Source organism: Actinocorallia aurea, from assembly GCF_054783995.1.
Genome location: NZ_BAAGPQ010000006.1, coordinates 264,574 through 291,281, shown reverse-complemented (window position 1 = coordinate 291,281; position 26,708 = coordinate 264,574). Strand labels below are relative to the sequence as shown.

28 protein-coding genes are annotated in these 26,708 nt (G+C 70.5%); 13 read left to right on the top strand and 15 right to left on the bottom strand.

Features of this window, described 5'->3' with window-relative positions; genetic code table 11:
- Nucleotides 1-261 precede the first annotated feature (261 nt).
- On the top strand, nucleotides 262-849 hold the full coding sequence (locus tag ACYVOM_RS09695; RefSeq protein WP_460302914.1) for a lysoplasmalogenase: 588 nt from the start codon (nucleotides 262-264) through the stop codon (nucleotides 847-849).
- Here the strand turns inward: ACYVOM_RS09695 and ACYVOM_RS09690 are convergent.
- A complete protein-coding gene (locus tag ACYVOM_RS09690; protein WP_460302913.1) occupies nucleotides 846-1,586 on the bottom strand; it encodes a hypothetical protein in 741 nt (246 codons plus the stop codon). The genes ACYVOM_RS09695 and ACYVOM_RS09690 overlap by 4 nt on opposite strands.
- Nucleotides 1,587-1,727: 141 nt before the next feature.
- Here ACYVOM_RS09690 and ACYVOM_RS09685 point away from each other — a divergent pair, with 141 nt between their 5' ends.
- The 5 genes from ACYVOM_RS09685 (at nucleotide 1,728) to ACYVOM_RS09665 (ending at nucleotide 6,473) form a co-directional block, all read left to right on the top strand.
- Nucleotides 1,728-2,162, top strand: a complete 435-nt coding sequence (locus ACYVOM_RS09685) for a 2,4'-dihydroxyacetophenone dioxygenase family protein (protein WP_460302912.1) — start codon at nucleotides 1,728-1,730, stop codon at nucleotides 2,160-2,162.
- A complete protein-coding gene (locus ACYVOM_RS09680) occupies nucleotides 2,159-3,310 on the top strand; it encodes a cytochrome P450 (RefSeq protein ID WP_460302911.1) in 1,152 nt (383 codons plus the stop codon). The genes ACYVOM_RS09685 and ACYVOM_RS09680 overlap by 4 nt, the downstream gene beginning before the upstream one ends.
- Nucleotides 3,311-3,376: 66 nt before the next feature.
- Nucleotides 3,377-3,916 carry a glutathione peroxidase gene (locus ACYVOM_RS09675; RefSeq protein WP_460302910.1) on the top strand — a complete coding sequence of 180 codons (540 nt, stop codon included), beginning with the start codon at nucleotides 3,377-3,379 and terminating at the stop codon, nucleotides 3,914-3,916.
- A gap of 105 nt (nucleotides 3,917-4,021) precedes the next feature.
- A complete protein-coding gene (locus tag ACYVOM_RS09670; RefSeq protein ID WP_460302909.1) occupies nucleotides 4,022-4,540 on the top strand; it encodes a hypothetical protein in 519 nt (172 codons plus the stop codon).
- 142 nt (nucleotides 4,541-4,682) lie between these two features.
- Nucleotides 4,683-6,473: a 5'-nucleotidase C-terminal domain-containing protein gene (locus tag ACYVOM_RS09665; protein ID WP_460302908.1), complete on the top strand. Its 1,791-nt coding sequence runs from the start codon at nucleotides 4,683-4,685 to the stop codon at nucleotides 6,471-6,473.
- Between the two features lie 130 nt (nucleotides 6,474-6,603).
- Here the strand turns inward: ACYVOM_RS09665 and nhaA are convergent, their stop codons facing one another.
- Entirely contained in the window at nucleotides 6,604-7,908 is a 1,305-nt protein-coding gene (nhaA, locus tag ACYVOM_RS09660) for a Na+/H+ antiporter NhaA (RefSeq protein ID WP_460302907.1), read from the bottom strand.
- 405 nt (nucleotides 7,909-8,313) lie between these two features.
- On the opposite strand from nhaA, the gene ACYVOM_RS09655 reads away from it, so the two are divergent.
- From ACYVOM_RS09655 to ACYVOM_RS09640, 4 genes are all read left to right on the top strand, one after another.
- Nucleotides 8,314-8,772 (top strand): ArsR/SmtB family transcription factor, encoded by a 459-nt coding sequence (locus ACYVOM_RS09655; protein WP_460302906.1) that lies wholly within the window; start codon nucleotides 8,314-8,316, stop codon nucleotides 8,770-8,772.
- Nucleotides 8,769-9,722 (top strand): cation diffusion facilitator family transporter, encoded by a 954-nt coding sequence (locus ACYVOM_RS09650; RefSeq protein WP_460302905.1) that lies wholly within the window; start codon nucleotides 8,769-8,771, stop codon nucleotides 9,720-9,722. Before ACYVOM_RS09655 ends, ACYVOM_RS09650 begins: the two co-directional genes overlap by 4 nt.
- A gap of 232 nt (nucleotides 9,723-9,954) precedes the next feature.
- Nucleotides 9,955-10,878: an EamA family transporter gene (locus tag ACYVOM_RS09645; protein ID WP_460302904.1), complete on the top strand. Its 924-nt coding sequence runs from the start codon at nucleotides 9,955-9,957 to the stop codon at nucleotides 10,876-10,878.
- Nucleotides 10,879-10,989: 111 nt separating this feature from the next.
- Entirely contained in the window at nucleotides 10,990-12,516 is a 1,527-nt protein-coding gene (locus ACYVOM_RS09640; protein WP_460302903.1) for an SDR family oxidoreductase, read from the top strand.
- On the opposite strand, the gene ACYVOM_RS09635 is transcribed toward ACYVOM_RS09640, so the two are convergent.
- The 8 genes from ACYVOM_RS09635 to ACYVOM_RS09600 all read right to left on the bottom strand — a co-directional run bounded on the left by ACYVOM_RS09635 (nucleotide 12,435) and on the right by ACYVOM_RS09600 (nucleotide 20,682).
- The gene (locus ACYVOM_RS09635) at nucleotides 12,435-13,058 is read right to left on the bottom strand and encodes a TMEM175 family protein (RefSeq protein WP_460302902.1); all 624 of its coding nucleotides are present in this window, start codon (nucleotides 13,056-13,058) and stop codon (nucleotides 12,435-12,437) included. The two genes, ACYVOM_RS09640 and ACYVOM_RS09635, sit on opposite strands and share 82 nt — an antisense overlap.
- Nucleotides 13,059-13,834: 776 nt before the next feature.
- A complete protein-coding gene (locus tag ACYVOM_RS09630) occupies nucleotides 13,835-14,260 on the bottom strand; it encodes a protein phosphatase (protein ID WP_460302901.1) in 426 nt (141 codons plus the stop codon).
- A gap of 188 nt (nucleotides 14,261-14,448) precedes the next feature.
- On the bottom strand, nucleotides 14,449-16,140 hold the full coding sequence (locus ACYVOM_RS09625; protein WP_460303006.1) for a solute symporter family protein: 1,692 nt from the start codon (nucleotides 16,138-16,140) through the stop codon (nucleotides 14,449-14,451).
- A 17-nt stretch (nucleotides 16,141-16,157) separates the two neighbouring features.
- Entirely contained in the window at nucleotides 16,158-17,660 is a 1,503-nt protein-coding gene (locus ACYVOM_RS09620) for a DUF485 domain-containing protein (protein ID WP_460303005.1), read from the bottom strand.
- A gap of 353 nt (nucleotides 17,661-18,013) precedes the next feature.
- On the bottom strand, nucleotides 18,014-18,607 hold the full coding sequence (locus ACYVOM_RS09615; RefSeq protein WP_460302900.1) for a hypothetical protein: 594 nt from the start codon (nucleotides 18,605-18,607) through the stop codon (nucleotides 18,014-18,016).
- A gap of 260 nt (nucleotides 18,608-18,867) precedes the next feature.
- The gene (locus tag ACYVOM_RS09610; RefSeq protein WP_460302899.1) at nucleotides 18,868-19,047 is read right to left on the bottom strand and encodes a hypothetical protein; all 180 of its coding nucleotides are present in this window, start codon (nucleotides 19,045-19,047) and stop codon (nucleotides 18,868-18,870) included.
- A gap of 211 nt (nucleotides 19,048-19,258) precedes the next feature.
- Entirely contained in the window at nucleotides 19,259-20,029 is a 771-nt protein-coding gene (locus tag ACYVOM_RS09605; RefSeq protein WP_460302898.1) for an HAD-IIA family hydrolase, read from the bottom strand.
- Nucleotides 20,030-20,106: 77 nt separating this feature from the next.
- Entirely contained in the window at nucleotides 20,107-20,682 is a 576-nt protein-coding gene (locus tag ACYVOM_RS09600) for a GNAT family N-acetyltransferase (RefSeq protein ID WP_460302897.1), read from the bottom strand.
- Between the two features lie 33 nt (nucleotides 20,683-20,715).
- Here ACYVOM_RS09600 and ACYVOM_RS09595 point away from each other — a divergent pair, with 33 nt between their 5' ends.
- A complete protein-coding gene (locus ACYVOM_RS09595) occupies nucleotides 20,716-21,099 on the top strand; it encodes a gamma-glutamylcyclotransferase family protein (RefSeq protein WP_460302896.1) in 384 nt (127 codons plus the stop codon).
- Between the two features lie 4 nt (nucleotides 21,100-21,103).
- Here the strand turns inward: ACYVOM_RS09595 and ACYVOM_RS09590 are convergent, their stop codons facing one another.
- A complete protein-coding gene (locus ACYVOM_RS09590; RefSeq protein WP_460302895.1) occupies nucleotides 21,104-22,066 on the bottom strand; it encodes an NADPH:quinone oxidoreductase family protein in 963 nt (320 codons plus the stop codon).
- A 42-nt stretch (nucleotides 22,067-22,108) separates the two neighbouring features.
- On the bottom strand, nucleotides 22,109-22,585 hold the full coding sequence (locus tag ACYVOM_RS09585; protein ID WP_460302894.1) for a GNAT family N-acetyltransferase: 477 nt from the start codon (nucleotides 22,583-22,585) through the stop codon (nucleotides 22,109-22,111).
- A gap of 144 nt (nucleotides 22,586-22,729) precedes the next feature.
- Between ACYVOM_RS09585 and ACYVOM_RS09580 the strand changes: the two genes are divergently transcribed.
- Together ACYVOM_RS09580 and ACYVOM_RS09575 are read left to right on the top strand one after the other, a co-directional pair.
- A complete protein-coding gene (locus tag ACYVOM_RS09580) occupies nucleotides 22,730-22,999 on the top strand; it encodes a WhiB family transcriptional regulator (RefSeq protein WP_460303004.1) in 270 nt (89 codons plus the stop codon).
- A 67-nt stretch (nucleotides 23,000-23,066) separates the two neighbouring features.
- Nucleotides 23,067-23,678: a rhomboid family intramembrane serine protease gene (locus tag ACYVOM_RS09575; protein ID WP_460302893.1), complete on the top strand. Its 612-nt coding sequence runs from the start codon at nucleotides 23,067-23,069 to the stop codon at nucleotides 23,676-23,678.
- A gap of 13 nt (nucleotides 23,679-23,691) precedes the next feature.
- On the opposite strand, the gene ACYVOM_RS09570 is transcribed toward ACYVOM_RS09575, so the two are convergent.
- From ACYVOM_RS09570 to ACYVOM_RS09560, 3 genes are read right to left on the bottom strand one after another with little or no spacing between them, the layout of a single operon-like run.
- Nucleotides 23,692-24,438, bottom strand: a complete 747-nt coding sequence (locus ACYVOM_RS09570) for an SDR family oxidoreductase (protein WP_460302892.1) — start codon at nucleotides 24,436-24,438, stop codon at nucleotides 23,692-23,694.
- A gap of 10 nt (nucleotides 24,439-24,448) precedes the next feature.
- Nucleotides 24,449-25,882, bottom strand: coding sequence for a hypothetical protein (locus tag ACYVOM_RS09565; RefSeq protein ID WP_460302891.1), 1,434 nt, complete (start codon nucleotides 25,880-25,882; stop codon nucleotides 24,449-24,451).
- A 4-nt stretch (nucleotides 25,883-25,886) separates the two neighbouring features.
- Nucleotides 25,887-26,669 (bottom strand): sporulation protein, encoded by a 783-nt coding sequence (locus ACYVOM_RS09560; RefSeq protein WP_460302890.1) that lies wholly within the window; start codon nucleotides 26,667-26,669, stop codon nucleotides 25,887-25,889.
- Nucleotides 26,670-26,708: the final 39 nt, after the last annotated feature.

Here is a 26,708-nt window from a genome sequence, read left to right as displayed (position 1 = left end):
CGCTTGTATGCGGCGGCGGTCGTTTTCGCCAGGATCGTGGCAATCGGACTGTGATCTGGTCTCGCTGGGGCGACATGTGGCGGTCCAGGGGCGGGGATGGCCGAGGGTGGATCGATGGTGGGTTGGATGTGAGGGTGGCTTTAGTATCCGGCCATGAGTGATTTGTCGGGTGTGGGTGTTAAAGGTGGCGGGCGGGGCTGGACGGAGTCCGGGGTCGGGCTGGGGTTGTTCTTTGGGCTGGGGGTTGTTCAGCTGGTGGCGGTGGGGGCGGAGTGGGGGGTTGCGGGGTTCGTCACCAAGGCGCTGCTGATGCCGGTGCTCGCGTGGTGGCTGTGGCGGCGGGGTGGGGCGCGGCTCGTGGTGTGGGGGCTGCTGCTCTCGGCGGGTGGGGACATCGCGCTGGAGTTCGACGGGCTGTTCATCGTCGGGATGGGGTTCTTCGCGGCGGCGCACGTCTGCTACGTCGTGTTCTTCGGGCGGTCGTTCGCGGCCGACGGGCGGCGGAGGTGGCTGATCGCCGGCGCGTACGCGGTGGTCTGGGCGGTCCTCGTCGGGGTGCTGTGGCCGGGGCTCGGCGATCTCCAGGTGCCGGTGGCGGTGTACTCGCTGCTGCTGACGTCGACCGCCGTCGTGTCGGCGGTCCACGGTGTCCGGACGGGCGTCGGCGGCGCGCTGTTCCTGGTCTCGGACTCGCTCATCGCCTTCGGCATCGCGGACCGGGAGCTGCCCATGCACGGCGTGCTGGTGATGCTGACGTACATCGCGGCGCAGTATCTGCTCGCCTCTGGCTCGCTCCGGGGCTCCGTGGGACGGGAGGGTGCCGGGGCTCCCGCGGCGGAAGTGGCCTAGAGCGGCAGTCGGCCGACGCCGAAGCCCAGGGCGGCGAAGAGGAGCGGGAAGAGGATCGCGCCCAAGACGAAGCCGCGGTAGCCCTTCATGGGCGGGGTCGCCCGGGGGGCCGCGGCTTCGATGCCGGGGCTGCGCTCCAGGAGGAGGTAGCCGATCATGCCGGCCGGTGTGCACAGGAACAGCCAGAACCAGGCCCAGCGGTTGGCGTACCGGTGGTCGCGGGTGCGGAGCATGACGGTGAAGAGCGCCACCGCGATGAGGAGGATGGGGACCTTCCACCAGCCGGAGAGGGAGCTGACCCAGAAGGTGTTCTCGGCGCGGGTGCGGTCGTAGCCGTCGGTGCGCTCGACGCGGACGTGCCCGACGCTGTTGGCAATGGCCAGGTCCTCAGGGAAGGTGTGGCCCTGAGGACCTGAGAAGTCCTCGGGGAAGGCCTCGAGGAGTTGCGGGGGGACGGGTCCGCTGCTGCCGCCCTCGAGGTGCTCGTACCAGGTGAACGGGCTCGTCGACCAGTGCACGGCGAGGTCGTAGCCGTCCTGGTCCTCTTCGAAGCGGTAGACGACCTCTTCCGCCCGCCCGGACCGCACGTCCTCGTAGAGCTGGGCCAGCGACCCTTCCTGCTCGACCTGGAAGGTGCTGGTCGTCAGCCCGGACAGGAACAGCAGTATGCAGACCAGGACGCGCCAGGCCCACCCGAGCCGGTCTGTCCGGCTCTTCTCCGCGACGAGCGTCGCCACTGGTGCCTCCTGGGGCAAGGGGACCGCTCGGCGTTCCCTGAGCACTCAACCGGGCTGATTGTCGCAGAAGGACCTTTTCCGTGGTGCCCTTGCGCCCGCTTGGTGCACAACCTAGCGTTTGCTCGGACGAAAGGAGTCGGTGTGGAGGCGCTTCAGGTAGGGCACGTGCACGAGGCGGACGTCCCGTGGGTGTACGCGGGAGACGTCGGAATCCAGCTCCTGCGGGCCACCCCCACGGGATTCGCGGTGCGCAACAGGTTCAAGGCCGGCTACCGGCTCCCGACGCACAAGCACACGGGCCCGGTGAACGGATTCACCTTCTCCGGCCGGTGGTGCTACGCGGAACAGGGCGTGGACTACGTGGCCGGGACGTTCATCCACGAACCGCCCGGTTCCGTGCACACGCTCACCGTGCTCGAAGACACCGACGTGCTCTTCATGGTGGAGGGCGCCTACGTGGAGTACGCCGAAGACGGGACGGTGGCCGGAGTCGTCGATTCCGAGACCCTGATCGGGGCGTACTACGCGCTCTGCGACGCGTTCGGGATCCCCCGTCCAGAGGCCGTCCTCAGATGAAGGGCTTCCCCGACGGCTACTACACGGACGGGCACCCGGCCGACTTCTACGCCGAACTGCACGGGCGCGGCCCCGTACGTCATCCGGAGCTGCCGCTCTGGATCGTCGGCGGGCACGCGGACGTGCTCAAGGCGGTGACGGACGCGGCCTCCTTCCGCAACCGGGACGGCATCCTTCTGGAGGAACTGGGCGTCACCTACGAGCGACCGCCTACGCTCCTGCATACAGATCCGCCAGAGCACACCCGCTACCGGAGATTGGTGGCGCCCGCGTTCCGCAGCTCCGTCCTGCGCGGCTTGGAGGACGTTGTACGCGTCCGGGTAGGGACGCTTCTCGACGCGGAGCCGAAGGAGATGGTCGGGGAGTTCGCCGTACCCCTGCCCCTGCAGGTGATCTGCCTTCTGCTCGGCATTCCCGAGGACGACTGGCCGCGGTTCTATGCCTGGTCGGAGGCGTTCGTCCCCGGGGCGTCGGAGCTGCCGGAGGAGGAGCGCACCTCCCTGCGCATGGAGTGCGGCCTGTACCTCGTGGAGCAGGCGCACGCGCGGCGCGCGGATCCGGGCGGCGACGTCATCTCGCAGCTCGCGGTGCTCGAACTCGACGGGGAGCGGCTGACGGACGGCGAACTCGTCATGTTCCTCATCCAGCTCTTCGTCGCGGGCAACGAGACGACCAGGCACGCGCTGTCGGGCGGCCTCCTGGCGCTGGCGGACGACCCCGCCCAGTGGGGGCTGCTGCGCGCGGACCCCGGGCTGATCCCGGGGGCGGTCGAGGAGATCCTGCGGTGGACGTCGCCCGTGGTGTACTTCCTGCGCACCGCCACGGCGGACGTGGAGCTCGGCGGGGCCCGGATAAGTGAGGGCGAGAAGCTGATGCTCCTTTACGGCGCGGCGAACCGCGACCCCTCGGCGTTCGGTCCTACAGCGGGAGCCTTCGATGTCACCCGGACCTCCGAAGCGCTGAACCTGGCCTTCGGGTTCGGTCCGCACTTCTGCCTCGGCGCGGCATTGGCCCGGATGGAACTGCGCCTCGCCCTGACCGAGCTGACGACCCGGTATCGCACGCTGGAACGCACCGGGCCCGCGCGCCACAACGGTTCTTCGGTGGTCGCCGGCCTGCGCTCGTTGCCTTTGGCGCTGGTGCATTGACCGGCGGAGGCCGGGCCTTCGTTTAGTGTCGAGGGATCTGTTGACGGGCTAGTGAGGAGAACCTCCATGAGCGTGCACGATTTCCAGGTGGCGGCCGCCGACGGCACCCGGCGCGACCTCGCCGAACTCGCGGGCAAGGCCGTGCTCGTCGTGAACGTCGCCAGCAAATGCGGCCTGACCCCGCAGTACGAGGGCCTGGAGGCGCTGTACCGGGAGTTCAAGGGCCGCGGCCTCGAGATCCTGGGCTTTCCCTGCAACCAGTTCGGCGGCCAGGAGCCCGGCACCGATGCGGAGATCCAGGATTTCTGCTCGGTGAAGTTCGACGTGACCTTCCCCGTGCTGGCGAAGATCGACGTCAACGGGCCGGACGCCGCCCCGCTCTACACGCACCTGCGGGCCGCCGCTCCCGGCGACTTCGGCCCGGCGAACGGCTTCCTCTTCGAGCACGTCAGCAAGACCCGGCCCGAGGCCGTCGGCACCGACGAGGTCAAGTGGAACTTCACGAAGTTCCTGGTCGGCGCGGACGGCGCGGTGATCCGCCGCTATGAGCCGACCGTCACGCCCGAGGAGATCCGCGCCGACCTCGACGCCCTCCTGCCCGCCTGACCCGCACTCGCGGAGCCGCCCACCCGGACGGCTCCGCGTGAGCGTTCCGATCCGAGATGCCCGTGCTGTACGGTCTGCGCATCCCCTCATGATCGGATGCGCGCGATGCCCGTCTGGAGAACGCTGATCGCCTTGACGGCGCTGTGCTCGGTCGCCGGATGCGGCATGTTCGCCGGGGAGAAGCCCTCTACCAAGGCCGCGCCGGGGCCGACGGCCACGGTGGCGCCGATCAGCCCGTCTCCCGACGTCCCGGCCGACGAACGGGACGACCCGGGCACCGTCTGGCCGCTGGAGATCAGCGCCCAGACGTGGAAGGCCGCGGCCGAGGCGGCGAAGAAGGCTCCCGAAGGCGAAGACGTGGCCGGGATCGGGAGCGAGCGGCCCACCGGCTACTACGGCGTCGTGTTCGGGAAGAAGCCCAAGGACGACCGCTATTACCTCGTCAGGGGCTTCCACCTCTGGACCCGGACGGGCACGGGGCCCTGGCGCTACAGAGGCGCGTTCGGCGACTGCGATCTTCCTGTGCCGACACGCCTCCTGCGGGCCTGGGGGACCGCACCGCACCCCAGCGTCTCGCCCGGCTCCGAGAGCCCCCGCCCCTGCCCGGCGGACCCTCCGGCCTGATCCCGGTGCCGACCGGGCGTCGAGGGCGGAGGTTGCCAGATGAGTCGGGGAGCTTGGGCAGAACCTGATCATTCGTATGACTGCTCGGGCGGGCTACGGTCGTGGTGTTTGCGTCCGGAGTGCGTTCGAGAGGCTGGTGGGCATGGACGGGGTCGAGATCTCGCGGCGGCAGGCGGTAGGGGGCATCGGCGCGGCGGCTGCGCTGGCCGCCGCGGGGTGGCAAGGGGCGGCGGGGGCCGAGCCGAAGGCGCCAGGCGACGAGTCCGTCACGATCACCGTGATGGGCACCTCTGACCTGCACGGATGCTGCCTGAACTGGGACTACTTCAAGAACGCCGAGTTCGACGACAGCGCGCACAACGACATCGGCCTGGCGAAGATCTCCAGCCTCGTCGAGCAGATCCGCGCCGACCGGGGCCGCGGCAGGACCCTCCTGTTCGATTCCGGCGACACGATCCAGGGCACACCCCTGGCCACCTACTACGCCAAGGTCGAACCGATCACCGAGACCCGGGTGGAGCACCCGATGGCGCGCGCGATGAACGCCATCGGCTACGACGCCGTGACCCTCGGGAACCACGAGTTCAACTACGGGCTGCCGCTGCTCGACCTGTGGATCCGCCAGATGGACGCGCCGGTCCTCGGCGCCAACGCCGTTCGTGCCGCCAAGGACGTGCCCGCCTACGAGCCCTACGTCATCAAGAAGATGCGCGTCGGGCACGGCAGGACGGTGAAGGTCGGCGTGCTCGGGCTGACCAACCCGGGCGTCGCGATCTGGGACAAGGCCTACGTCGACGGGAAGTTGCGCTTCCTCGACCTCGTCGAGACCGCCCGCAAGTGGGTGCCCGTCCTGCGCGCGAAGGCCGACGTCGTCATCGTCACCGCCCACGCGGGCGACAACGGGTTCTCCTCGTACGGCGACGACCTCCCCGTGGAGAACGCCTCGGCGATGGTCGCCGAGCAGGTGCCGGGCATCGACGCGATCCTCTTCGGACACTCCCACCGGGAGGTCGCCGAGCGTTTCGTCCTCAACAAGGAGACCGGCGCAGAGGTCCTGCTGTCGGAGCCGTCCTACTGGGGGCGACGCCTGTCCGTCATGGACTTCACGCTGGCCCCGGCGAAGCGCGGCGGTTGGACGGTGACGGCCAAGTCGGCCATCACCGTGAACTCCAACACCGTCGAAGAGGACCCGGCGATCGTCGCGCTGATCAAGCCGCAGCACGACACCACCGTCGCCTACGTCAACCAGGTCGTGGCGACCTCCGTGGCCGAACTGAGCACCGCGGAGTCCTGCTACAAGGACACCCCGATCCTCGACTTCATCCAGGACGTCCAGGCCCGGACCGTCAAGGACGGCCTCGCCGGGACCGCCTACGAGACGCTGCCCGTTCTCTCCATCTGCGCCCCCTTCTCCCGCACGGCGGTCTTCCCGGCCGGAGACGTCTCCATCCGGGACATCGCCGGCCTGTACATCTACGACAACACCCTCCTCGGCAGCGTCCTCACGGGCGCGCAGGTGAAGGAGTACCTGGAGTACTCGGCCAAGTACTTCACCAGGCTCCCCGTCGGCGCCCCCGTGGACACCGCCACGCTGACGAACGCGAACGGTGTGCCGGACTACCTGTACGACCAGCTCTCGGGCGTCACCTACGACATCGACATCTCCCAGCCGGCGGGCGCGCGGATCGTGAACCTCGCCTACGCGGGCGTTCCCGTCTCCGCCGCGCAGGAGTTCGTCGTCGCCGTCAACAACTACCGCCAGTCCGGAGGCGGCGGCTTCCCGCACATCACGACCGCGCCGGTCGTCTACAACCGGCAGGTCGAGATCCGCCAGGCCCTCATCGACCACGCCTCGGCCGTCGGCGTCATCGACGCCGCCGACTTCCACGTCCTCAACTGGAAGCTGGTCCGCGCGGGCACCCCGGTGTTCTGACGTTCGGAACGCGCTCCTCTCTTCGCCGGCCACGTCCGTCCCGAACGTCCGGTGGCTCCGGGTCGGCCGTCCGGCCGGTTCATGAGCCGCCGGACGGCGATCGGGAACGTGCTCCGCCGCTTCGAAGCCGTCAGCCGCGCTGGTAGACGTCCGGGATGCCGTCATGGTCGTCGTCGCGCGTCTCCTCCTCGTGGATGCGGCGGTAGGCGCGGTTGCGCAGGCGCAGGACTGCCGCTGCCAGGAGGCTGGCGGTCAGCGAGGCGGCCAGCACGGCGATCTTGACGTGGTCCGCCGTCTCGCCCGTCCCGAAGGCCAGCTCCCCGATGAGCAGGGACACCGTGAAGCCGATCCCCGCGAGCAGCGACAGGCCGAGGACGTCCAGCCAGGACAGGTCCGTGTCGAGGTCGGCGCGGCTGAGCCGGGAGACCAGCCAGGTCGCGAGCATCACCCCGGCCGGTTTGCCGAGGACCAGTCCTGTGAACACCGCCAGGGCCACCGGATCCGCGATCGTGCTCTCCAGCCCGGCGGCCCCGCCGAGGGCGACGCCCGCCGACATCAGGGCGAACAGCGGGACCGCCACCCCCGCCGAGAGCGGGCGGAAGCGGTGCTCGAAGTGCTCCGCCAGGCCCGGACCCGCCTCGGGACCTCCGGCCTTCCGGCTCCGCAGGACGGGCACCGAGAATCCGAGCAGTACTCCCGCCACCGTCGAGTGGACGCCCGAGGCGTGCACGAGGGTCCAGGTCGCGGCGGCGAGCGGCAGCAGCAGCCACCAGGAGCGGATCCGGCGCTGCACCAGCAGGGCGAACAGGCCGAGCGGGATCAGCGCGGCCAGCAGGGGCGGCACCGCCAGGTCCGCGGTGTAGAAGATCGCGATGATCACGATCGCGATGAGGTCGTCGACGACCGCGAGGGCGAGCAGGAAGGTCCGCAGTGCCGTCGGAAGGAAGCGGCCGAGGATCGCCAGCACCGCCAGGGCGAAGGCGATGTCGGTCGCCGTGGGGATGGCCCAGCCCTTGGCCGCGCCCGGAGTGGCCCGGGTGATCGCCAGGAAGACCAGGGCGGGCAGGACCACTCCGCCGCACGCCGCCGCCACCGGCACGGCCGCTCTCCGCGGATCGCGCAGGTCGCCCGCGACGAACTCGCGTTTCAGCTCCAGACCGGCCACGAAGAAGAAGATCGCCAGCAGGCCGTCGGCCGCCCATGTCTCCAGGGAGAGGTGGAGGTGCAGAGCCTGCGGTCCGACGGTGAACTCGCGCACCGCCGCGTAGGAAGAACTCCACGGTGAGTTCGCCCAGGCCAGGGCCAGGAGCGCGCCCGCGAGCAGCAGCGCGCCGCCGACGGTCTCGGCCCGCAGGATCTCCGCGATCCGGCTCGCCTCGGGCCAGGTCCCCCGTCCGAGGATGACCCGTCGCGTGCCCCCGCGTTCTCCGCCCATGCGCACTCCTCTCTTCCGGCGCGCGGTTCACCGACCGTTCGCCGGCTTTCTCGGCACACCGCTCCCCCATTCCGCCCAGCAGCGCAGAAGCCGCCGCGAACCCCGCCTCCCGCACCCGTGCCACAGCCGTCCAGACCATCACCGGAACACCTCCCGCCTCGACCGACCACTCCCTCGACAGTGCCATGTCGTACTCCCCGAAATGAGTTGTCCACAGGCCGAATTTCGTGAAGATCGAACATTAATAAGCCGCAATGGCTCATAAATATGGACTATTTGCCTCCAGTAGCGAAGGATTCGTTGTGCGGCATCCGCAGCCTCCGATCGCCGGGCCGCGCCGGTTGGACGTCGGCGGATGTCGGGTAGGCCGTGACACGGCAGGGGGTGCCGGGCTAGCCTTGATATATGAGCAATGGTTCAGATGAGCAGATGATCGTGGACGGCTGCGCCGTCCGGGTCGTCGATCCCGCGCGGGTCGCCGTCGTGGCCGAGGCCATGCCCGGAGACGAGGACGTCGTCGAACTCGCCGACGTCTTCGGCCTGCTGTCCGATCCCGGGCGGCTGCGGGTGCTCGTCGCGCTGCTCGAAGGGGAGATGTGCGTGTGCGATCTCGCGGTGGTCGCGCGGGCGAGCGAGTCGGCGACCTCCCACCACCTGCGGCTCCTGCGCGCCCACCGGGTCGTGACCTCGCGCAGGTCGGGGCGGATGGCCTACTACCGGCTCGCCGACGCCCATGTGCGGATGCTCCTGGACGTCGCGCTCACCCATGTCGGCCACGCCCCTGCCACAGGGCACCCCGAGCGCGACTCGGGCCTTGGGCGGGCGGTGCGCGCCGCGGACGAGATCCCGGCGGGCCTGGCATGAGCACCGCGGTGCACGACCACGCCCACGGGCACGGCCACGGCCACGCCGTGGGTGCGGATGCCGACCGCAAGTGGCTCACGGCCGCGCTCGCGCTGATCACCGCGTTCATGGCCGGCGAAGTCGTCGTCGGCCTGGTGGCCCAGTCGCTGGCGCTCCTGTCCGACGCCGCGCACATGCTCACCGACGCCATGTCGATCGTGCTCGCGCTGATCGCGATGCGGCTCGCCGCGCGTCCGCCGAAAGGCGGCTACACCTTCGGCCTGAAGCGGGCCGAGATCCTCTCCGCGCAGGCCAACGGGCTCACCCTGCTCCTGCTGGCGGCCTGGCTCGCCTACGAGGCGGTGCGCCGCTTCCTGGCGCCTCCGGAGGTCGGCGGCGGCCTCGTCCTGGTGACGGCGCTCGTCGGGGTCGCGGTGAACCTCCTGGCCACGTGGATGCTCTCCAAGGCCAACCGGTCGAGCCTGAACGTCGAAGGCGCGTTCCAGCACATCCTGAACGACCTGTTCGCCTTCATCGCCACCGCCGTGGCCGGCCTGGTCATGGTCACGACCGGGTTCGTGCGGGCGGACGCGATCGCGACCCTCGTCGTGGTGGTGCTGATGGTCAAGGCGGGTGTCGGGCTCGTCCGCGAGTCCGGAAGGATCCTTCTGGAGGCCGCGCCCGCGGGCCTGGAGCCAGAGCGGGTCGGGCCGCTCCTCGCCGCGAGCCCCTACGTCAGCGAGGTCCACGACCTGCACATCTGGCAGATCACCTCGGGCATGCCCGCGGCTTCCGCACACGTTCTCGTCGCTCCCGGCCGTGACTGCCACGCCGTCCGCGCCGAGCTGGAGGCCCTTCTCCACGACCTGGGCATCGCGCACACCACGCTTCAGGTCGATCACGCCCCCGCCCAGTACCTGGCCATAGGCCGCGCGCAGATCCCGGGGTCGGGCCCGCAGCATCCGTGCTGAGACGAGCGGCAGGTCCCGCCTCGAACGATCTTCGGTACGCAGAGGTTCGAGGGGAAAGGATGTGTATCCTGCCGATGTGAACAGGTACTGGCACGTGGTGCTTCCCCCTCTCGCCGTCTGACGGACGCAGCGGGCTGAAGCCTCTTCGGTGGAATCCGGCCAGGTGGGCCGGTGCTTTCGCGTGCCGTCCGTCTCTCCTCCGCCAAAGCCTTCGAGACGGAAAGTGCCTTTCATGCAGAACCAGAATTCCCTTCCCCTTTCCTCCCCTGCCCCGGCGGCCCGTCTGGTCTCGGGTCCGCTGCCCATCCTCGCCGCGGGAGTGCTGTGGGGGACCACGGGCACGGCGGCGTCCTTCGCCCCCGCGGGGGCGAACGCCGCGGCGGTCGGCTCTGCCGCGCTGGTGCTCGGCGGCCTTCTGCTCTTCGCCACCACGCGCGGTTCGCTGCGGCTGGCGGTCGGCGGGACCCCCGCGCGAAAGGCCCTGCTGCTCCTGGGCGCGGTGACCGTCGCGGGGTACCCGGTGACGTTCTACCCGGCCGTCTCGATGACGGGCGTCGCCGTCGCCACGGTCATCGCGCTCGGCAGCGCGCCGGTGTTCGCCGGCCTCTTCGGCTGGTGCCTCGGGCAGGGCCGCCCGTCGTCCCGCTGGATGTGGGCGACCGGCGTCGCCGTCGCCGGATGCGGCGCACTGGTCCTCGGGCCCGCGCTCGACGCCTCCGGAGCGCAGGTGGACCTCGTCGGGGTCGTCCTCGCGCTCCTGGCCGGGGCCTCCTATGCGGCCTACTCACTCGTCGCGGGGCGCCTCATCGCCGAGGGCGAGGCGTCGAGCCCCGTCATGGGGGCCATGTTCGGCGGCGCCGCCCTGCTGGTCCTGCCGCTGGTCCTCGCCACCGGACCCGGCTGGATCGCCACAGGGGAGGGTGCCTCCGTCACCGTCTACCTGGCGTTCTTCACCAGCTTCCTCGCCTACCGGCTCTTCGGGATCGGCCTTCGGCACACTTCGGCGCAGACGGCCACGGTCCTCACTCTTTCCGAGCCCGCCGTCGCGGCCCTCCTCGGCGTCGTCGTCTTGGGGGAGTACCTCCCGCCCCTCTCCTGGGCCGGACTCGTGGTCCTCGCCCTCGCCCTGGCCGTTCTGACGACCTCCGACCGCTGAGGACTCCCGGTGCCGCCCTTGAGGCGGCACCGGGGTCCCGCCCGGGATCGGGTGAAGTACCGTGACTTAGAGTTGATGTCCTGGTACTCCGAGTATGGAGGGGTGAGGGGCATGCGGGTCCTGGTCACGGGGGCATCCGGCTACATCGGTGGTCGGCTGGTGCCCGAACTGCTCGCGGCCGGCCACACCGTGAGGTGCGCGGCCCGTCGGCCGGGGAACCTGCGCGGGCAGCCCTGGGCGGGCGATGTCGAGTGCGTCAAGGCCGACGTCCTCAACCCGGCCGAGATAGGGGCCGCCCTCGACGGCATGGAGGTCGCCTACTACCTCGTGCACGCCATGGGCGCGGGCCGTGACTTCGCCGAACGCGACCGCGACGCGGCCTGGACGTTCACGGCCGCCGCCGCACGGGCCGGCGTTACCCGGATCATCTACCTGGGCGGACTCGGCACCGGCCGGGAGGTCTCCCCGCACCTCCGCTCACGCAACGAGGTCGGCGAGATCCTGCTCGCCGGGGAATGCCCCGCGATCGTCCTGCGCGCCGCGACGATCATCGGCTCGGGTTCGGCGTCCTTCGAGATGCTGCGCTACCTGACGGAGCGGCTCCCCGTCATGGTGACGCCCAAGTGGGTGCACACCAGGATCCAGCCGATCGCCGTGCGGGACGTCCTGCGCTACCTCACCGCGTGCGCGTCCATCCCCGGGATCGTGCGAGGCTCCTTCGACATCGGCGGACCGGACGTCCTCACCTACCAGGAGATGATGCAGCGGTACGCCGCGATAGCCGGACTGCCCAAACGGCTCATCCTTCCGGTGCCCGTACTGTCGCCCTCCTTGTCGAGCCATTGGGTGGGGCTGGTGACACCCGTCCCCAGGGCCATCGCCCGTCCGCTGGTGGAAGGGCTGCGGACCGAGGTGGTGTGCCAGGACCACGCGATCCGAGCACTGGTCCCGGACCCGCCGGAGGGCCTGATCGGGTTCGACCGGTCCGTGGAGCTCGCCCTGCGCCGGATCCGCGAGGCGTCCGTGGTCACCAGGTGGTCGTCGGCCTCGACCCCGGGACGGCCCAGCGACCCGCTGCCGAGCGACCCCGACTGGGCCGGCGGCAGCCTTTACGTGGACGAGCGCGTCGCCGTCACGGACGCGCCCGGGGACGCCGTCTGGGCCGTCATAGAAGGCATCGGCGGCGACAACGGGTGGTACTCGCTCCCCGTCGCCTGGAGGCTGCGGGGATTCCTCGACCGAATGGTCGGCGGAGTGGGGCTGCGGCGCGGCAGGCGCGATCCGAAGAAGCTCCGGGTGGGGGACGCGCTCGACTTCTGGCGGGTGGAGGAAGTGGTCCCCGGCACGCTGCTCAGGCTGCGCGCGGAGATGATGCTCCCCGGCCTCGCCTGGCTGGAGTTGAGCGTCCACGAGGTGCACGGTCGTACCGTGCTGCGCCAGCGAGCGGTCTTCCATCCCCGCGGCCTCCTCGGCCACCTGTACTGGAAGGTCCTGACGCCGTTCCACGGGGCCATCTTCGGCAGGATGCCCCAGAACATCGTCAAGGCCGCGGCGCGTCAGGCCGTCCGCGCGGGGTCCTCGCCGCGGGAGAGGAAGCGCATGACGAGCGGGGACAGGAAGAGCAGGAGCAGGGCGTAGTACGTGACGTTCGGGACGAGCGAGCAGACCAGGAGGGCGAGGGCCAGAAGGCAGGTCGCCGTGGCGGCGCCGAGGAACTCGTCCCGAGTGAGCGGCAGGCTCGGACGCTGGAGTTCCGGCGTGCCCCGGATGACGGCTGCCATGATCGTTTGGCAGGCGCTCGCCGCGAGGATCGTGCCGATGTAGACGCCCGCAGTGAACCTGTCGTCGGTGTCGTACGTGCTGGTCATCTCGGTCGGGAACGGGAGGATCACGATCGTGAGCACCCAGGCGAGGTTCGCCCCCATCAGGCGTCCGTCATAGGCGCGGACGTGCTGGAACAGCCGGTGGTGGACCATCCACAGCCGGGAGATGACGGCGAAGCTCAGCAGGAATCCGAAGATCGCCCGCTGATTGGACATGAGGAACCCGCGCGCGTCGCTCTCCTCGCCCGCGCCCTCGCCGACCGCGTCGACCAGGGGGAGGACCAGGAGCGTGAGCGCGATGGCGACGACCGCGTCGGTGAAGTTGACGAGCCTCTCCGACTCCCTGAACGTGCCCATCCGCGCACGCTAGCCCGTGGGAGTGCGCGCACCCGGTAATCGTCGTTCCAAGTGGGGCGCGGGTCGCCGCGGCCGTTGATTGGGTCGCGCGCATGGACGTCTATACCGCGATGGGCATCGCCCCGGACCTGGCCCCGGACCCCGTCCCCGAACTCCCGAGCTGGTGCCGCGACGAACTCGCCCACCGCGCCAACATCCGCCGGAGAGCGGATCTCGCCTTGCGGGTGGCCGCCTCGACGGCTCTTCTTTCCGGCAGCGCCGTGCTCTTCTGGACCTTCGTCCTCGACCCGCCGCCCACTCCTGCCGCCACGCGGGCCGCCTCTGCCCGGCCCTCGGCGGACCGGACGGAGCAGGGGCCTCCCGTGGTCGTCGACTACACGCCGACGGAGCCCTCCCGGCCCAATCCGGTGCTGCCCACACTGGTCGACGCACCCGCGGAACCGCCGGGCGGGCCGATCATCATCGATGCGTTCCCCGACGACTCCGTCGATCCGGGCGACCCTCCGGTGGCACTGCCCAAGCGGCCTCCCGTACGCGAAGGCGACCGGCCGAAGCCGCCCTCCTTCCCGCGGCCGAGGGCTTCGGCGCCGGCCGAGCCCGCACCGGCCCCGCGCGCGACGCATGAGCAGACACGGCCCGCGCAGCCCGTGCGGAAGCCGAAGAAGAAGAAACGCCGGTACCTGACGGCCGATGAGGAGTGCATGCGCACCTACAAGGACCCCCGGCTCCTGCTGTCGTGCCTGAAGCTCTTCGACAGCGGGATGAGGCTCGTCCGCTCAGGTGAAGCGGCGGACGAAGCGCCGCTGCCAGGGGGTCTCCACGGCACGCGGGTGATAGCGCGCGCGGACGTAGGCGACGGCCTCCTCAGGGAGAACCCCGTCGAGGACCGCCAGGCAGGCGAGCGCGAGGCCCGTCCGCCCCACACCGCCGCCGCAGCCGACCTCGACGCGACGGTCGGCGGCGCGCTCGTAGGCGAGGCGGAAAGCGGCGCGGGCGTCCGCGGGATCTGAGGGGTTCCGGAAGTCGGGGCACCGCACCCAGCGGGTCTCCCAGGCGTTCCGGGGCGCGCGGCCGAGCAGGTAGACGCCGAAATCGGGTCGCTGCCCGCCCTCCGGGGCCGGCCGGCGCAGGCCCCGGCCGCGGATCGTCAGGCCTGACGGCAGCCGCAGCACACCGGGCCCGTCCGTCCACATCGCTGACATCCGCCCCACGCTAGATGGCGGTGCGCGAGGTTATCCACAGATCGAAAACATTCTCGGTGAGGTCTTGTCGCGCAGCGTAATCTGTGCTCATCAGGCCGGATGCGCGGTCCCGGAAAACGCGTGTGCCCGGCGTCTCAGGACGTCGGGCACACGGGTCGGGCGCATCGCGGCGCGGGGTTCGGGGTCGGTCAGGGGGTGCGCTGGTGTTTGGGAGCACGGTCCGGCGGCTGGTGGGAGCCGACACCGGTCAGGGAGCGGACGGACAGTTCTTCGTAGGCGGTGGGCTCCGCGCGCTCGGAGCCGAACAGGGAGCCGAGGATCGCGCAGAGGAAGCCGAACGGGATGGAGACCAGGCCGGGGTTCTCCAGCGGGAAGACGGCGAAGTCGATGCCGGTGGGCAGCAGCGAAAGGCTCTGCCCGGTCACGGGGTCGACCTTGCCCGAGACCACGGGGGAGAAGGCGACGAGTACGAGAGAGCCGCCGAGGCCGCCGTAGATGCCGGCGACGGCGCCCGCCGAGGTGAAACGCCGCCAGAACAGCGACAGCACGATGGCGGGGAGGTTCGCCGAGGCGGCCATGGCGAAGGCGAGGGCGACGAGGAACGCCACGTTGAGGTTGCGCGCGATGATCGCCAGGAGGATCGCCAGGGTTCCGATGAAGAACGCCGAGACCCGCGCCACCGCTACCTCCTGGGACTCCCTCGGCCGTCCGAACATCAGGACCTGGCCGAAGAAGTCGTGCGCGAGCGAGGTGGAGGAGGCGAGCACCAGGCCGGACACGACCGCGAGGATGGTGGCGAACGCGACCGCGCCGATGAAGGCGAGGAGGATGTCGCCGCCGAGTTGCCCGCCGAAGTGGGTGCCGAGCGCGTGCGCGAGCTGGAGGGCCGCGGTGTTGCCCGCCGGGTCCTGCTCGGTGATCGCCTCGTGCCCGACGATCGCGGCGGCGCCGAATCCGAGCGCGAGCGTCATCAGGTAGAAACCGCCGACCAGGAAGATCGCCCAGTTCACCGAGCGGCGGGCGGCCTGCGCGTCGGGGACGGTGAAGAACCTGCCGACGATGTGCGGGAGGCCCGCGGTGCCGAGGACGAGGGCGAGCGCGAGGCTGAGGAAGTCCAGCTTGTTGAGGACCGAGCGCAGGATGTCGCCTTCGACGTCCTGGCCGTAGCGGCCGCCGGGCTCCAGGAAGTCCTCGGGGCGGGCGCTGGATTCGGCGGCCGAACCGAGCATCGTGCTCGGGTTGAACCCGAACCTGCTGAGCACCAGGACCGTCAGCACGACGGTGCCGGCGATCAGCAGGACCGCCTTGATGATCTGCACCCAGGTGGTGGCCTTCATCCCGCCGAACATGACGTAGAAGACCATCACGGCACCGACGACGATGATCGTCAGCACCTGGGCGGCGTCGGCGGAGACGCCCGCGAACTCCTCGCCGGGCCGGATGCCGAGCAGCAGGGAGACGAGCGCGCCCGCGCCGACCATCTGCGCCAGGAGGTAGAACACCGAGACGACGACCGTCGAGATCGCGGCGGCGGTGCGTACCCGGGGCTGCCGCTTTACCCGGTAGGACAGCACGTCGGCCATGGTGAAGCGGCCCGCGTTGCGCATCAGCTCGACCAGCAGGAGGCTGAGCAGCCACGCGACGAGGAAGCCGATCGAGTACAGGAAGCCGTCGTACCCGGAGAGCGCGATGAGGCCCGCGATGCCGAGGAACGAGGCCGCCGACATGTAGTCACCGGCCAGGGCGATGCCGTTCTGCATCCCGGAGAAGGCGCGTCCGCCTGCGTAGAAGTCGTCGGTCCCGCGGGTCGTGGCCCGCGCCCAGAAGGTGATCCCGAGGGTGATCAGGATGAACGCGACGAAGAGTCCGAGGGTCAGCATCCTGCCGTCCGCGGCGATCACGAGGCACCTCCGGTGGTGACGCCGCGCCCCGCGACCCGCCTGTCGGTGGAAGGCTGCGACGCCCCGCCGCCCCGCCCGCCCGCGACACGGCGGTCGACGGACCGCGACGACGGCGCTCCAGCGTCACCGCGCCCAGCGGAGCCCTGCGGCCCCGCCGCTCCCGGCCCCGCGGAAGGCTGCTCCGACGCCTGTCCCGGACCGGCGGCGGCGCCACGCCCGGCAAGGTGCTGCGCCGGCCCCGCGAACCGACCTGTGGCGGTGCGGTGGTCGGACGGCGGCTGCGGCTTCGCCTCTCCGGGACCGGCGGCGGCGCCGCGTCCGGCAAGGTGCTGTCGCGGCGCCGCGAGCGGACTCGCGGTGGCACTGCGGTCGGACGGCGGCCGCGGCTGTGGCTTCGCTTCCGCCAGGCCGAGGGAAGGGTGAGGTCCCGCCCCTGCCGGATCGGCGGCGGCGTGCTGTGGTGGTGCTGCGATCCGACCCGTGGTGGTGCGGTGGTCGGGCGGGAGTTGCCGGTTCGCGTCTGCCGGGTTTGCGGGGGTGTCGCGTGGGGTGAGGTGCTGGGGTGGAGCGGTGAGTGGGTCTGTGGTGGTGCGGTGGTCGGGTGGGAGTTGGCGGGCCGTGTCCGCCTGGTTTGCGGGGGTGTCGCGTGGGGTGAGGTGCTGGGGTGGTTTGGCGAGCGGACCTGTGGTGGTGCGGTGGTCGGAGGGGGGCGGCGGTCCTGGCTGCGTGGCGGGGGTGGGGGCTTGTGGCTTCGGCTCTACCGGGCCGCCGGGGATGCCGTGGTCGGTGGGGGACTGCTGGGGCGGTGCCGCAGATGGGCGACCGGCGACGCGGCGATCGGTGGAAGGTTGGTGCGATGTGTTCGCCCGCCGTGCCGCCGAGCTGCGGTCGGCGGGGGGCTGCGGGGGCGCCGCAGGCGGAGCGGTGGGGGCGCCGCGGTCGGTGCGGGGGTGCCGGGGCGTGCTCGGGCCGGTGGCGCCGGCGGCGGTTGCGGCCGGGCCTGGGGTGGGGTGTCGCGTGAGTGTGTCGAGTTCTCCCGCGGAGGCACGGGGGGTTGGGCTTGGTGAGGGGGCCTCGGCCGTGCTGGTGGTGGAGTGGTCGGCCGTGGTGGGCTCGGCCTCCGCGTCGGCTGTGGGGTCGGGGTCGGTGGGGTGCTTGGGCCCTGGGGTGGTGGGGCGCCAGGAGGCCGTGTGGATCCGGTGGTCGGACTCGGCGCGCAGTTGGGCGGCGAGGGGGTCCAGCATGCGGCGGGCGTAGGCCGAGTAGTACCAGGCCAGGCCGAAGGTGGAGGCGAACTGGAGGATGCCCAAGAGGAGGGCGACGTTCACGTTTCCGATGATGTCCCGCGCCATGAAGCCGCGCGCGAACGCCGAGAGGCCTATGTAGAGGAGGTACCACCCGAGGAAGACGCCTGCGAATCTGATCACCAGTCGTTGGAATCTGGCTCTGAGCAGCCGGAACTTCTGATCCCCGGCGATGAGCGCGCACTCACCGCCCATCCGCTCCACGCCGGGCCGTATCGTCGCCGCCGCCATCCCGCCCCCTTGGCTCGCTTACCGTAGCCGAACAACTCCGTAGCGGAACCAAACGATAACCGGGAGTGCACGGCTTTGCAGCGGATTACCGGAATGGATTAGATCTCCGCCCATGGGACGGCAATGATCTCGTCAACCTGCTGGGCCGAACCCATGCCGAAGGTCATGGACAACCCACGTCGGCACCGGCCCGTTTCCGACCTTGGTGCGGGGATCGTCTGGGCGGGCGGCCTCGCGGCGCGGTCTCCCGGGGGGAAGGGGCCGGGAAACCGCGCCGGGCGGTGGTCGGAGAACACGGGCGGTCAGGGAAGACGGGCTCAGGGAAGGCGGACCCAGGCGGGGCAGTCGGTCTCCTTGAGGGAGACGTGGAGGTGGTGGTACTCCTCCACGTCTATGACGCCGACGTCCTTGCGGATGACGTCGTCGTAGAAGCGCTCGCTGGTGATGAGGCAGACCGGCGAGGGCGTGCGGCCCACGAGTTCCTTGAACGACGGGGCGTCCAGGAGCCGGCAGAGGTGGTTGACGTCGGTGCCGACGAGGCCGCGGCCGTCGTGCCGGGCGACGCCGAGGTGGACGGCGGCGCGCAGGCGCATCTGCGCGATCTCGCTCGCCAGCCGGTTGCCCCTCTTGACGTGCGCCTTCAGCCCGTCGAACACGGTGGTGACGAGCAGGGCCGGGTCGTGGTCGGCGGGGACCGCGGCGATGACGCCGTCGCCGCGGTCCTCCAGGTAGATGTCCCCGAAGGGGATGCGGGCGTGGGAGAAGCTCGCTTCGAGCGCCCGGTACATGTTGTCGCGCAGGAACTTCTGGACCTCGTCGGTCCGCCGCGCGTCGCCGTAGGAGATCACGTCGCAGGAGAACAGGAGGCACCAGCCCGCCGGTGTCCAGGTCTCGGCGGTCTCGGCCGTCATGGGCGGGCTCCCGCCGAGCCGGTGCGCCGTCTCGACGGCGCACCGTGAGCGGGGGTGTTCCGGTCGGCGGGTGAAGGCGGGTGTTTTCCTGGTGAATGTACGTCGCTGTCGTCTTTCGGAGTTGCACCGCACTGTTGCCGCATTGGTTGTCTCCCTTCCCTGAGATCAATGAGAGAAAGACCGAATCGGGGCCCGGTCGGGGCATGTGAACGGTCGTCGGCTGTCTCGCAGCATAGCGACGGACCCATCGGCCGCGCCCGTCATCGGTTAATGCCCAAACCGGTGTCGCCGCGCAGCTCGGCGTTTTCGCATTGCGGTGGGAGTGTCGTGGCGGCGGGGTGGATATCGGCTGGGGCGCGAAGTATGCCGGGCGACACGATGAGGGTGTACATCGCGGCAGGAAGAGGTCGCCAGGCACGATAGAGCAGGTCAGCGGCCATGCGGTGGCGTTCTCCCTGTTCTGGGCGGCGTGCCCGGCGGGTCGCGGGGGCGTCGGGCATCCGGGGCGAGGATGGTAGGCGCTTTCCGACTTTCCGGTGGGCCGAAACGCATCTCGCGTATAGCCGGTCGCGGTGGATTCGGCTAAGGAAAGGACGTCCCGCGGAGCGTCGGAAATGACTGGGGAAGTGATTGCGGAACGAAGGCGGCCGATCAGGATCTGCCGAGGGAATCGAGGAGATCGGGCAGGTCGGCCACGGAGTCGATGAGGTGATCGGGCGGCACGGGGGCCGCCGCGAGATCTTTTTCCCGGAACTTCCCGGTGCGTACCTGGACCCCGGTGAGTCCCGCGCGCTGGGCGCCGAGGACGTCGGCTTCGAGGTCGTCGCCGACCATGACGCCGGTCTCGGCGCCGAGGCGGGACAGCGCGGCGTGGAAGAACGTAGGCGAGGGCTTGCCCACGACGTCGGCCCGGACGCCGGCCGCGGCCTCCCAGCCGAGGAGGTAGGCGCCCGCGTCGAGACTGAGCCCGTCGGCGGTCCGCCAAGACAGGTTGCGGGCCATGGCGACGAGGTGGGCCCCTTCGTTGAGGAATCCGAAGACCCGGTTCACGGTCGGGTAGTCGAAGTCGGGTCCGGCGCCGCCGACCACGACGACGTCCGGGTCCTCGTCGACGAGTCGGACGCCGGGGAGGTCGGCGGTGACGTCGCCGCCGTTGAGCAGGAAGACCCGGGCGTCCGGATGCCGTTCGGCGAGGTGGGCCGCGGTCGCGGTGGTCGCCGTCATGACGTCGTCCGGGCCGATCGGGAACCCGGCCGCGACGAGGGCCCCGGTGATCTGGGCCTTCGTGCGGGACGTGGTGTTGGTGAGCAGGAGCAGGTCGTGTCCGTCTTCACGCAGCTTCGCGACGGCCTCGACGGCACCCGGGATCGGCTGCCACGAGACGGCCAGGACGCCGTCGATGTCCAGAAGCACCGCAGTCATACCGGGAATCTAGCCAGGGACGCCCCGGAGCAAGCCTCCCGGACGGGGCAGAGCGGCCGGAATCTGCTCGGTTCTGGTCAGAAGCGGCGGCCCATCCACACCGTGTGGACGTCCCGGCGAAGTTCGGCGAATCCGACCGCCTCGTAGAAGGCGAGCGCGTTGGTGTTGGCCGGATCGACCCCGAAGTGGAGGCCGGTCGACCCCGCCTCCACGAGTTCGTCGGTCAGCCGCTCGATCAGCGCCCGCCCGTACCCCTTGCCCCGGGTGCCGTCCAGCAGGTTGATGTGCAGGTGGGACGGGTGGTCGCGGACGATCTCCTCGGGCGCGGGGAGGAAGTGGTGGATGGTCCGGATCATTCGCTCGTCGGGCGTCTTCGGGTCGGCCGGGTCGTCGGGGTAGCGCTTCTGGAGCATCGGCCACCACTCCTGGCGGCACCGCTCCTCGAACTCGCGGGTGTCGGGCGTCCCGACGATGTAGCCGAGCACCGTCCCCTCGTCGACCACGGAGGCGAACTGGGGCGAGAACCGCAGATACGGCCCCGCGTAGACATGGCCGACGAGTCGGGGATCGTCGTAGCCGTCTGGGTCCGACGATGTGCGCAGGCAGATGTCGTAGACCGCGTGCTCGTCGTCGAGCCGGAACTTCCTGATCATGAGCTTTCCTCTCCACCGGCTATTTTGGGGCTCATGCCCGATCTCTTCGTGTACGGCACCCTGCGTTTCCCGGAGATCCTCGAAGCGCTCCTCGGAAGGGTGCCCCGGCTGTCCCCGGCGAGCGCGGACGGCTGGCGGGTCGCCGCCCTTCCGGGAGTCGCCTATCCCGGGATGGTCACCGGTGAGGGCATCGCCGAAGGCCTCGTGGTCGAGGGACTGTCGGAGACGGAGCTGGAGATCCTGCACGCCTACGAGGACGACGACTACACCGTCGAGACCATCGACCTCACCGACGGAAGGCGGGCGCTGGCCTACGTCTGGCGTCACGAGGTCCTGCCCGACGCGTGGGATCCGGCGGTGTTCGACGTCGCCGCCTGGGTCCCGGTCTGCGTCGCGTTCCGGGCCGGGTTCCGCTAGCGCCTCAGGGGATCAGTGCGATCTTGCCGGCGACGCGGCGGGCGGCGAGGTCGGCGAGCGCGCCCTCGATCCCGGTGAGGGGCCGCTCCTGCGGGGCCACGGGGTCCAGCCGCCCGTCGGCGACCATCGCCAGCGCGTCCTCCAGCAGCTCGCGCTGCGCGACGGGGTTGTTCAACGCCCAGAATCCCCAGTCGACGCCGACGACGTTCCGGTTGCGCAGCAGCACCTGGTTGAGCGGCACCGAGGGGATGCCGGCGGTGAACCCGATGACCGTGTAGCGGCCGAAGTCGCGCAGGGCGCGCAGTGTGGCGGGGGCGAGGTCGCCGCCCACGGGGTCGAACACGACGTCCACGCCGCCTTCGGCGAAGTCGCGGGCGGCGGCCTTGACGGCTTCGGGGGAGGCGGAGTCGACGACGGCTTCGGCGCCCGCGGCGAGGGAGAGGTCGCGCTTTTCGGGGCTGGAGGCCGCGGCGAGGACGCGCGCGCCGAGCGCGACGGCGACCTGGACGGCGGCGAGTCCGACCCCGCTGCCCGCGCCGAGCGCGAGGACGGTTTCGCCGGGCCGCAGGCCGACGCGCTCACGCAGCGCGAAGAGCGCGGTGCAGTAGGACTGGGTGAAGGTCGCGGCGCGCGCGAAGTCGAGCTTCTCGGGCATCTGGACGGCGACGTTCGCGGGGATGACGATCTGCGAGGCGAACCCGCCGAAGCCGCACATCGCCAGGATCCGGTCGCCGATGGCGAGGTCTTCGACGCCTTCGCCCACCGCGCTGATGGTTCCGGCGATCTCGCTTCCGGGGGTGAACGGGAGCGGGGGCTTGATCTGGTACTTGCCCTGGATGAGGAGCCCGTCGACGTAGTTGATGCCCGCCGCGCCGACGTCCACGCGGACCTGGCCGGGTCCGGGGTCCGGGGAGGGGGTCTCGACGAAGCTGACGGATCCGAGTTCTTGCACGACGAGCTGCACCATGAAACCGAATCCTATTCGGGAGGTGTTTCTACGGGGGGAGGGTCAGTCGTGATCGGCGAGCAGGTACCGCAGGCCCATGTGGGAGGGGCGGAAGCCGACCTTCTGGTAGAAGCGGATCGCGTCCGGGCGCTGCCTGTCGCTGGTGAGCTGCACCACGCGGCAGCCGAGGGAACGCGCTTCCTCGATGGCGTAGGAGAGCATCGCGTGCCCGACGCCGTGGCCCCGCAGGTCGCCGGCGACGCGCACGCCCTCGATCTGGGCGCGGGAGCTGCCCATGTAGGTGAGGCCCGGAATGTAGGTGAGTTGGAGTGTGCCCACGACGTCTCCGTCGAGGTCGGCGACGATGAGCCGGTTGTTCGGGTCGGCTTCGATGGCCGCGAAGGCCGCCTCGTAGTGCTCGTTGACTTCCGGGGACTCGCGGGTGGAGCCCAAGACGTCGTCGGCCAGCAGTTTGACGATCTTCTCCAGGTCCGCGTGGGTGGCGTCGCGGAAAACCGGCGGCTTGCGGGTCCCTGTCATGGGACGCAGGGTATCGGGACACGCTTGTGTTGCTTTCACGTGGCCTTGCCGTAACGTCCGCTTGTAGTACTACGAGTTGTAGTACTACATTGGGTGGTATCACGTAGTGATACACGCGAGGAGGCGTGGACCTTGAAGACCACCATGTACCGCGACCCGGCCAACCCGCTGGCGGTGCGCAAGGAAGCCGACGACCACTGGACCGACCTGTCCGAGTGCGCGGGCTCCGACCCTGAACTCTTCTATCCGATCACCGAGCTCGGCCCTGCCCGTGAGCAGGTTTCCGAGGCCAAGCGCATCTGCTACCGCTGCGCCGTGGCAGCGGAGTGCCTCGACTGGGCCCTGCGCGCGGGGGAGCCCGCGGGGATCTGGGGCGGCACGACGCCTGAAGAGCGGCGGTATCTCCGACGGTAGCCCTAGGGACTAATCGGGTAGGCCGGACGTTGTCGATTCGAGACGACGGATAAGGATATAGCCCCCGATGGGTGAAAAAGGTAGGGCGTTCGGCAGGCGTGCTGCCGGTGAACTCGGCACCCAGGCGACCCGCGCGCTCGCCGCCGCCGCCCTCGTGCTCACCGTCCTCGCCGGAATGTGGCTGCTGGAGCTCGCCGACCAGCTCATGGGCAACCAGCTCGACCAGTACGGGATCCGCGCCCGCCACACCGGAGATCTCCCCCAGATCTTCACCGCGCCCTTCCTGCACGGCAGTTTCGACCACCTGATCGCCAACACGATCCCGTTCGCGGCCCTCGGCTTCCTCGCGGCGCTGCGCGGAATGAGCAAGTTCCTGATGACGAGCCTCATCGTCATCATCGTCGGCGGCCTCGGCGTGTGGTTCACCGGGCCGCCGAACTCCGAGACGCTCGGCGCCAGCATCCTGGTCTTCGGCTACTTCGGCTACCTGCTGGGCCGGGGCGTCTTCGAACGGCACATCTTCGACCTGCTGGTCGCCGTCGCGGTGGTCGTCCTGTACGGCGGCATCATCTACGGAGTCTTCCCCAGCGGCCCGCGCATCTCCTGGCAGGGCCACCTCTTCGGACTCGTCGGAGGCCTGATCGCCGCGTTCCTGCTGCGCCGCCGCGACCGTGCCTGACGGGCGCGACGGGTCAGGCGTTCGGGCGCAGGGACAGGTCGGTGACGACGGCGTCCGGCGGAGTCTCCAGCGTGCCGACGATCGCGCGCGCGACCGTCGCGGGCTGGATGTAGTTCGAGGCGTCGTACGCGCCCGACTCCTGCGCGCGCACCTTCCGCTGCATCTCGCTGGCGGTTCGGCCCGGGTAGACCGAGGTGACGCGCAGCGCGGACTCCTCCGCGCGCAGGGAGTCGGCGAGCGCCTTCAGACCGTGCTTGCTGGCCGCGTAGGCCGCCCAGTTCGGGTTCGCGCGCAGCCCCGCGCCGGAGTTGACGAAGACGACGTGCCCGCGGGCCGCCCGCAGCGACGGCAGCAGCAGCCGGGTGAGTTCGGCGGCGGCCACGAGGTTCACCATGAGCTGGTCGATCCAGGTGTCGGCGTCCAGGTCGGCGACCGTGCCGAGATCGCAGACCCCGGCGGAGTGCACGACTCCGTCGAGCCTGCCCGGAAGGTCGGCGACGGCAAGGGCCGCCTCGATCCGGCGCGGCTCGGCCAGGTCCAGGACGACGGTCCGGACGGCCTGCCCCGCGGGCTTTGAGGACTGCGGGAGCGCCCACCCCTGCGTCTGCCCGTAGGGAGCGGCGGCGAACTGCCCGGCGAGCTTCATCAGCCGCTCCGGGGACCGCGCCGTCAGCACCAGGTCGTGGCCGTGCTCGCGCAGCAGCTCCGCGGTCGCCAGACCGATGCCGCCGGTCGCCCCGGTGATCAGATACGTGCCCACTTCTCCCCCTTCAGGCGGGCCGCAGAACCCGTGTCACGCCCGCGATCAGTGCCGTTGCGAGAATCCACCCCGAAGCGATGATTGCGTACGCCGCCCACTGGGTCCAGCCCACCGGATCCCAGGCTCCGCGCAGGCCGAACGCGCCGATCGGGATGAGGAGATCGACGACGTAGATCAGCGCCTGGAAGTCCGGGAGTTCGGCGGCCTCCTTGATCGGGCGGGGCGGGATCGCGGTGAAGATCGCGGTCCCCGCGGTGATGATCGCGGCGAGCCACGCGGCGGCGAGCCACGGGCGGTAGCCGTAGCCGACGGTGTAGTCGAGCAGCGCGCCCCACATCCGCGTGCGCAGGGGCTGGGAGCGCCGACGGCGGCGGAACTTCATCAGCTGGGCGCGCCGGGCGAGGTCCTCGCGGCCGTCGCGCAGGGCCCAGGCCGAAAGCTGCTCGTAAGGCTGGGCGCGGAAGCCGTCGGGGTCGCGGTCGACCCAGTCCAGCCGCGCCTCGGGATCGCCGACGCGCAGGGACTCGTAGACGGCGCCGTCCAGCCGCAGCTGCGCGGGCCACACGTCGGTCCGATCGAGCAGCACCCCGATCTTCGCGTAGGACAGCGAGACGATGCCCTCGATCGGCGCGGCGGGGGTCAGGATGAGCTCGGCGACGTCGGAGTGGGAGAGCTGGATCGCGAGGCGGCCGGGGGAGCTGAGCCGCGCGGCCTGGTCGAAGGAGAGGGTCCCCTCGACGCGGGCTCCGCGCAGTTTGACGGTGCCGTCGGCACGGAAGCCGTGGGAGCACTCCAACGCGTCCCCGATGACGATGTTCTGGCCGTCCAGCGCGAATCTGCCCGGATTGAGCAGTTCGGCGCCCTCCAGGAAAACGCCGCCGTTGACGCGCGATCGGGCGAGCCGCATCCCGCCCTCGATGCGGGCGTTCCTGGCGAAGAGGCCTGATTCGACCGCCATGTCGCCCGCGAAGACGGCGAAGTTCTCGTTCTGCGCGGTGATCGTCGTCCCGTTGAGGACGAGCCCGCCGGCGAGTTGGGCCCGGTCGAGCGTCAGCTGGCCCGCGATCACCGAGCCGGTGAAGCGCAGTGCCGCCTCGGTGCGCAGCCCGGCGCCCGCGAATCCGGGAAGCGCGCAGTCGAGGAACATGAGCCGACGGATAGAGGTGTTGCCGAAGGACGGGGTCGTGTCGAGGACGCAAGAGGTGAGCGCGAACTCGCAGTCGACGTCGCCTGAGGCGAGGTCGAGCAGACCGGTGATCAGGGCGCCGCGCAGGCGGACCGCGGGGATGTACCCGTCTTCGCGGGGGACCGCGCCGAGCAGCAGGCGGGCGATCACCGCCGCCCCGACCTCGCGGTCGGGGCGGCCGGTGAGATCGACGAGCTCGCCGCGCGGGTAGGCGTCCCACAGTTCCTGTTCGGCGCTGTTCAGGGGGCCTCCCGGCAAGGGGCTAGAACCAGCCGCGCTTGCGGCCGGCCTGCTGGAGGAGGCCGTCGATGCTCTGCTCCCAGTTGCTGTTCTCGAAGCCCTGGTTCGGGACGGTGAAGCGCAGGAAGCTGTCGTGGCTCTCGCCGAACATGGTGCGCTTGTCCAGCTCCAGGACGACCTCGGTGCTCGCCGGGTTGCTGACGAACGTCACCTCGAGCTGCTTGAAGGCGTGCGCGTAGCGGGAGCCCGGGTAGAACTCGATCTCCTGGTAGAAGGGCAGGAGCTGGTTGACCCCGTAGATGCGGCCCTTCTCGCAGTCGGCGTTGCGGAACTGGAAGCCGAGGCTGGAGAAGGCGGCCAGGATGCGCTCCTGCGCGGGCAGCGGGTGCACCGCGATCGGGTCGAGGTCGGTGGCGTCGACGGCGCGGGCGACCTCGAGCTCGGTGGCGACGCCGACGGTGGTGCCGCGCAGCGGCTGGCCGTACATGTGGGTGAGCGGGGTCTCCCACGGCACTTCGAGCTGGAACGGGAAGCTGTGGCGGACGCCCGGCTGGAGTTCGAAGCGGCCGGCGAGGTGGGCCTTGGCGTACTTCTCGTTCTGGGAGTACTCGCTGTCGCCGCTCTCCACCTCCACGCGGGTGACGAGCGCGACGTTGACGCCGAGGATGTCGGCTTCGCGGTCGCCGCCGATGAGGTGGATGTCGCCGCTGACGATTCCGCCGGGCCGGACGTTCGAGTCCCGCAGGACGGTCTCGATGGAGGGGCCACCGACCCCGAGGGCGCCGAGAAGCTTCTTGAAGACCACTGTGTCGTTTCTCCTAGGTAGCGGGCTGGGGGCTCCCGT